Origin of the sequence: Bacteroides sp., assembly GCF_052357945.1 — a bacterium.
In the GTDB taxonomy this organism is placed as follows: domain Bacteria; phylum Bacteroidota; class Bacteroidia; order Bacteroidales; family Bacteroidaceae; genus Bacteroides.
The window spans coordinates 1,695-8,758 of the sequence record NZ_DAWCXD010000178.1 but is presented as its reverse complement, the minus strand read 5'-3'; the positions used below and the strand labels follow the sequence as shown (position 1 = coordinate 8,758).

Sequence of the window (7,064 nt, the reverse complement as noted above, 5' to 3'; positions counted from 1 at the left end):
AGACCCGTTTGCTTATTACCATTCATAACTTTGAATTTTGCCGAATTCCAGGAATTGGTAATAAATGAAACGTTCTCTAATATAACTAATTAGCTATATTTTCATCGCTAAACCTTTTACAAAGATAAGTATTTTTCTGAATTCTCCTGTAACTATCTTTAGATTTTCTTAAATAAAAAAATACCGCGTCGGTTCCCGGAGTACGGGAGCCGCGCGGTAAGGCGTATTTGATTGCTAATGTAGCTTTTAGCTTAGAAGAACTTGATTTCTTCCCCTTTGATGTCAGAAAGAAGGAGATTGGCTAAGCGGCTGGTTCCCAGGCGGAACAATTGATTATCCAGCCATTCTTCACCCAATAATTCTTTTACAATTGTGTAGTAAATAATCGCATCATTAACGGTATTGATGCCACCTGCCGGTTTGAATCCAATCTTGATTCCGGTTTTCTGGTGGTATTCTTTGATGGCTTCACACATCACGTAAGCGGCTTCCGGAGTGGCGGCAGGCTGTTGCTTACCGGTGGAAGTCTTGATGAAATCTGCGCCCGAATACATGGATAGGATAGAGGCTTTCTTGATGTTGGAAGCGCTCTTTAGTGCACCTGTTTCGAGGATCACTTTGAGGTGGCGTTCCTTGCAAACTTCCTTTAATTCCTGTATTTCTTCACACATTCCTTCGTAGTCTCCGCTTAGGAATTTGCCGATGGAAATGACAATATCTATTTCATCTGCACCTTCTGCGATTGCTAATGCTGTTTCTGCCACTTTTACTTCAATGAATGTCTGTGAAGAGGGAAAACCTCCTGATACACAGGCTATATTGACTCCGTCTACCTCCAGCGTATTCTTAACGATGGCTGCAAAATTGGGGTATACACAGATTGCTGCAACATTTTTAAGATCAGGATATTCGTCGTCAAACTGATTGACTTTTTCGGTAAAGTGCATCACACTTTTGTCACTGTCTGTACTATTCAAAGTAGTCAGATCAATACAGTTGAACAGGAACTTCTTAACGTCTTCCGTGTTGTTTTCCGGCACTTTTTTCTCAATCAATTCAGCTACGCGAGCTTGAATATCTGCATCGCTCAGATTGGTATTATACTTTGCCAATGCGGCATTGTACTTGTTAGGCTGTGAGTTATTCTCTTCCATGATCTTTCAGTTTTGGGTTGTTGATATGTCTTTTATTATCTCGTTTCGTTTTCTTTTCCATGCTTTTCTGGAAAGCAGTGGTTATGTCTACACCTGTCTGGTTGGCAATGCAGAGAAGCACCCATAAAACGTCTGCTATCTCTTCATCTATATTATCTTTCTCTCCCTCTTTAAAGGATTGATCTCCATATTTGCGGGCCATGACACGCGCCAGTTCTCCTACTTCTTCCGTCAGAACTGCCATATTGGTCAACTCGCTGAAGTAGCGGACACCGTATGTTTTCACCCATTGGTCCACTTGTTTCTGTGCTTCTTCCAGAGTCATAATTGTTGATGGTTGGTTATTATTCTTTGTTTTTTGTATCTATGCATATAGTAACGGGGCCGTCGTTTAAAAGTTCAACTTTCATGTCTGCCCCAAAGATGCCTGTGCCTATTTCTTTTCTCAATGCACCGCTTAAATCTTTGCAGAATTGTTCGTAGAGTGGGATAGAGACATCCGGCTTGGCAGCTTTGATATAGGAGGGGCGATTTCCTTTCTTGGTAGAAGCGTGTAGCGTGAACTGGCTGATAACCAGAATCTCACCTCCATCTTCTAAAATAGATTTGTTCATTACGCCATTCTCATCATCGAAGATACGTAGATTTACAATCTTCTTGCAGAGCCAGTCGATATCTTCCTGCCCGTCTGCTTCTTCAATACCGACTAATATCAGCATCCCTTTCCCAATGGACGACTTACAGTGTCCTTCAATGGTTACTGACGCATGGCTTACCCGTTGTATGACTATTCTCATTGTTATTTATTCTATTTCATGATTAGGAAAGGCAAATTTACAAAATTCAGAAGAGAAAACGGTGTGTTGATGGGAAAATATTGTGAATTCGCTCCGTAGTCAATAAGACCATCCGTTATTGTTTGTTGTCAATTCACTATCTTGGTAGTGATAATCAACTTATTGATTGTTATGGCTTGAAATTTAGAGCAGCACTGCTCGAAAGTTCGAACAGTGTCGCCTTGGCTGACGTATTTCCTTATTGTTGTTCGTTATTCAAACCTTCTTTTACAGTCTTGGCTTTCGCTTCTCCAATCACAGCGGCAATCTCCTCAAAAGAGGCTTCTTTGATCCGTTTTACGCTCTTAAATTCTTTCAGAAGCGCTGTTTTTGTCTTTTCTCCAATCCCTTTGATACTGTCTAATGCCGATGCTACCTGCCGTTTGCTGCGTTTATCACGATGGAAACTGATGGCAAAGCGGTGCACTTCATCCTGAATCTGTGTCAGCAAACGGAATAACGGGCTTTGCTGTTTGATACCGATAGTCTGCGGAGGAAATCCAAAAAGCAGTTCCGATGTGCGATGGCGATTGTCCTTTGCCAGTCCGGCAATCGGGATTGTTAAGTTCAGCTCATCTTCAATCACCTCTCTAACGACCTCCATTTGGCCTTTTCCACCATCGGTGATAATCAGGTCGGGTAGAGGGGCGTTTTCTTCAATAGCGCGCTGATAACGTCTTCTGACGACCTCTTTCATGGATGCATAGTCATCAGGTCCTACAACCGTCTTTATATTGTATTTTCGATAATCCTTCTTTGATGGTTTAGCCTTTTTAAAGACAACACAAGCGGCCACAGCGTCAGAACCCTGTATGTTTGAGTTGTCAAAGCATTCAATTTGCAAAGGTGGTCTGTCCAGATGCAACTCTTGCTGTATCTCTTTCATTAATCGCATACTTCTTTGCTCCGGATTCAGCTTTTCCGCCTGTTTTAGACGGTCGGCTTTGTATTGCTTTACGTTTAGAATCGAAAGATCCAGCAATTTCTTCTTATCTCCCCGCTGTGGAACGGTAAATACGATGTTGTTTAGCTCCAAATCAAGTTCAAAAGGCACTATAATCTCTCTGGATTGACTCTTATAGCGTTCCCGCATTTCGATAATACCCAGTGTCAAAAGCTCCTCTTTTGATTCATTCAGCTTCTTTTTATATTCGAATGTAAACGCCTGGTTAATGGCACCGTTTGTAATATGCAGATAGTTGATGAAAGCGGAATTGGACTCATCTTCTTCAATAGAAAATACATCTATGTTGTGCAATACAGCGCTTACTACCTCCGATTTGGAACGGTAATTTTCTATCAGAAGATATTTCTCTTTCACCTTCTGTGCTTCTTCAAACTTCATCTCACCAGCTAATGTCTGCATCCTTTCCAGTAGCATACGGCTGATTTCTTGTGTATTTCCTTTCAGGATCTCTTTGATTTCATCAATGTTTTTGAGATAATCCTCCTGTGATTGCAGCCCGATGCATGGTCCTGCGCAGTTCTTTATATGATATTCTAGGCATACGTTGAACTTACCGGCCCGTATATTCTCCGGGGTTAGGTTTAAACTGCAAGTTCGCAAAGGATATAAATGCTTTATCAGATCCAGTACCGCATACATGGATGGTATGTGACTATACGGTCCATAATACGAAGAGCCGTTCCTGATAATTTTCCTTGTTCTGAAAACTCTGGGAAAATACTCGTTTTGTACGCAAATAGAAGGGTATGTCTTGTCATCCTTTAATAGAACGTTGTAGCGCGGCTTATATTTCTTTATCAGATTATTCTCCAGCAATAACGCATCTTCTTCCGTGTTGACTACAATATAACGAATATCGGCGATTTTGCTGACCAGTACTCGTGTCTTTCCCGGTTCATGCTCTTTGCTGAAGTAGGAGTAGACTCTTTTTTTTAGATTTTTAGCCTTTCCAACGTATATAATTGTACCCTCCGTGTTCAGGTATTGGTAAATACCCGGTTTCTCGGGAAGGTTGGCTACAATCCCTTTCAAATATTCATTGGCTCTGCTCTCTGGTTCTGTATTCATAATTGTTAGGTACGAAAGATCGCTAGCTGCTTATTTTTGACACATTCTCTGCAAATAGAGCAAATCCTTTATAAAGACAATACCGATTCTACTTCTACGTCATCTTCAAACAATGATTTTCCATTCAGTTCTTTCAATTCGATGATGAAATTTACATATACCTTTTTAGGCTTTAGTCTTTTCACCAATTCGCAAGCAGCTTTCATAGTGCCTCCTGTTGCCAGCAAATCATCGTGTAGTAGAACTACGTCATTCTCGTCCAGTGCATCTTTGTGGATTTGCACCGTGTCTTTGCCGTACTCCTTATCGTAGCTTTCTTCAATCGTTTCTGCTGGGAGTTTGCCCGGTTTGCGGATTGGAATAAAACCGGCGTTTAGACGGGTTGCCAGAATCGGTCCCATAATGAAGCCTCTTGATTCTATACCCACCACTTTGGTGATCCCTTTATCCTTATACATATCGAACATGATATTGGATAATTCCTGCAAGCACCATGGATCTTTGAATAGAGTGGTGACGTCGTAGAATAGGATTCCGGGAATCGGAAAATCGGGTACTTCCCGAATACTTTTGATTAGTGTTTCTTTGCTCATAATCATTGAATTATATTGTTTCTTTAAATGCTTTGTTTCACGTGAAACGTTGCCGCTTATCGCCCCGAAAGCACCAGCAGCACATTGATGTCGCTTGGAGAGACTCCCGGAATTCTGCTCGCTTGCGCGATTGTTTCCGGATCTATCTTTACCAGCTTTTGCCGAGCTTCGGTGGAAAGGGATTGAATGGTAGGGTAGTCAAATTTTCCTTTAATCTTAATACTCTCCAATCGTGCTAGTTTTTCAGCTATCATTCTCTCTCTGTCAATATATCCTTGATACTTGATTAGGATTTCGGCAGCTTCGAGAATCTCTTCTTTCCGGTCTTGATCCGAACTCGTTGCTTTTTCTAGCTCGCGTTGAAACGCCGGAACATATTCTGCTATATTTTCTATTGTCACTTGCGGGCGGTTTAAAATTTCTATCAACTTACATCCTTGACGTAGGGGAGTTGTCCCTATCTTTTCGAGAGCATCGTTGATTAGTACCGGTTTCATCGAATAGTTGCGCGCGAAAGAAATGATTTGTTCCACAGCTTCTTTCTTGCTTCTTACTAACTGATATCGATCTTCTTTTGCCAACCCAAGTTTAAACGCTCTTTCTGTTAAGCGCATATCGGCATCATCCATGCGAAGCAGAATACGGTATTCCGCACGCGAGGTAAACATACGGTAAGGCTCATCCACACCTTTGGTAACCAAATCGTCGATTAATACGCCAATATATGCTTCATCACGAGCTAAAGTAAATGCTTCTCCGCCGTGGCAGTTGATGTGTGCATTGATACCGGCTATTAACCCTTGTCCTCCAGCTTCCTCGTATCCGGTGGTTCCGTTTACTTGTCCGGCAAAGAACAAGTTTTTGATAATCTTCGATTCCAACGTATGTTTTAATTGAGTCGGATCGAAATAGTCATATTCGATAGCGTATCCCGGGCGGTAGATAACCAGATCTTTGAAAGCCGGGATTTGTTTTAATGCTGCAATTTGTATTTCCATCGGAAGCGAAGAAGAGAATCCGTTAAGATATAACTCTTGTGTCGTTTCTCCTTCCGGTTCGAGAAATAACTGGTGCTGATCTTTATCCGGGAAAGTGACAATCTTGGTTTCGATGCTCGGACAATAGCGTGGCCCGATACTTTGAATCTGTCCGTTGAACAGGGGAGAATCCGGCAAACCTTCACGCAGAATCCGGTGTACTTCTTCATTGGTGTAGCATGTCCAGCATTGAAGTTGCTTTAAGTGGTGCATGCTAGTATTCATGAATGAGAACTTGTGGAAGTCCGATTCACCGTCTTGTGTTTCCATCTGGTCAAAATGCACACTACGCGCGTCGATTCGTACCGGAGTACCGGTTTTCATCCTTCCGTAGGAGATACCGTGACGGGCGATGGATTCGGTCAGCTGATAAGAAGCCGGTTCGGCCATTCTTCCTCCCGGTAATTTATGACGTCCTACATGCATCAATCCGTTGAGGAAAGTTCCTGCGGTGAGCACAATGCATTTCGCTTTGAAGGTGACGCCCCATGCGGTGACCAATCCGGTGACCTCACCGTTTTCTACGAGCAGTTCACATACGGTATCTTGCCAGATATGAAGGTTGGGTGTATTTTCCAGTTTCTCTCGCCAGGACCAAATGAACTTAGCCCGGTCGCATTGGGCGCGGGGGCTCCACATGGCTGGACCTTTCGAGCGGTTTAGAATTCGGAATTGAATGGCAGTCTCATCTGTCACTAATCCCATCTGTCCACCCAATGCATCTATTTCACGTACAATTTGTCCTTTGGCGATTCCTCCTACAGCCGGATTGCAACTCATCTGCCCAATCTTGTTCATGTCCATGGTGATGAGACAAGTCTTGGAACCTAAATTAGCAGCAGCTGCGGCTGCTTCACAACCAGCATGTCCGGCACCAATTACAATTACGTCGTACTTAAAATCCATTCCTATCTTATTTATTATCAAACGCTGCAAAGTTACAGAAAAGTTGCGAGACTTGTATCTTCAAGCTGTTTTTGCTTCTGAAAATCCGGGTAGGAATCCGGTTTAATTGAAAAAATCGCCGTAATTTTGAGTTAGAAATATGCAGATTGTTCGATATTTGACTATTCTTCGAGTTTTATAATCGTGCGTTTTTGTGGAAAATAGTGATATTATGCTCTTTTATATCTTATTTTACTGTCTTTTTATTAGTTGCTTGTCTGCTCAATAATGGATGAAACTAGAAAGCAAAATGGAGAATTTGTTCAAAATAGAGGCTATCGTCAGAATAAATGTGAGGTTTACACTTAAAATTTGCTTCATGTCTTGACATAAGTCAAAAAAACAAGCCCAAATGTATTTTTTAGTATCATGGACTTTGTTGTTTTCGCAAACAGCTATACCTTTGCAGTGTAGTTGTGAAACTACTTATATTTTAGGTATTAGAAAAAGGTAATAATTAAAAG

The 7,064-nt window shown here is 41.7% G+C and carries 6 protein-coding genes; all 6 read right to left on the bottom strand.

Features of this window, described 5'->3' with window-relative positions; translation table 11 throughout:
- Positions 1-251 precede the first annotated feature (251 nt).
- The gene (deoC, locus tag ACT8YW_RS20405; RefSeq protein ID WP_004296713.1) at positions 252-1,154 is read right to left on the bottom strand and encodes a deoxyribose-phosphate aldolase; all 903 of its coding nucleotides are present in this window, start codon (positions 1,152-1,154) and stop codon (positions 252-254) included.
- The gene (locus ACT8YW_RS20400) at positions 1,141-1,479 is read right to left on the bottom strand and encodes a nucleotide pyrophosphohydrolase (RefSeq protein WP_008776158.1); all 339 of its coding nucleotides are present in this window, start codon (positions 1,477-1,479) and stop codon (positions 1,141-1,143) included. The genes deoC and ACT8YW_RS20400 overlap by 14 nt, the downstream gene beginning before the upstream one ends.
- A gap of 19 nt (positions 1,480-1,498) precedes the next feature.
- Positions 1,499-1,951, bottom strand: a complete 453-nt coding sequence (gene dtd / locus ACT8YW_RS20395; RefSeq protein ID WP_444106965.1) for a D-aminoacyl-tRNA deacylase — start codon at positions 1,949-1,951, stop codon at positions 1,499-1,501.
- A gap of 238 nt (positions 1,952-2,189) precedes the next feature.
- On the bottom strand, positions 2,190-4,025 hold the full coding sequence (gene uvrC, locus ACT8YW_RS20390) for an excinuclease ABC subunit UvrC (RefSeq protein ID WP_444106964.1): 1,836 nt from the start codon (positions 4,023-4,025) through the stop codon (positions 2,190-2,192).
- Between the two features lie 68 nt (positions 4,026-4,093).
- A complete protein-coding gene (locus ACT8YW_RS20385) occupies positions 4,094-4,624 on the bottom strand; it encodes an adenine phosphoribosyltransferase (protein WP_444106963.1) in 531 nt (176 codons plus the stop codon).
- A gap of 50 nt (positions 4,625-4,674) precedes the next feature.
- Positions 4,675-6,561 carry a tRNA uridine-5-carboxymethylaminomethyl(34) synthesis enzyme MnmG gene (mnmG, locus tag ACT8YW_RS20380; RefSeq protein ID WP_444106962.1) on the bottom strand — a complete coding sequence of 629 codons (1,887 nt, stop codon included), beginning with the start codon at positions 6,559-6,561 and terminating at the stop codon, positions 4,675-4,677.
- Between the last annotated feature and the right edge of the window lie 503 nt (positions 6,562-7,064).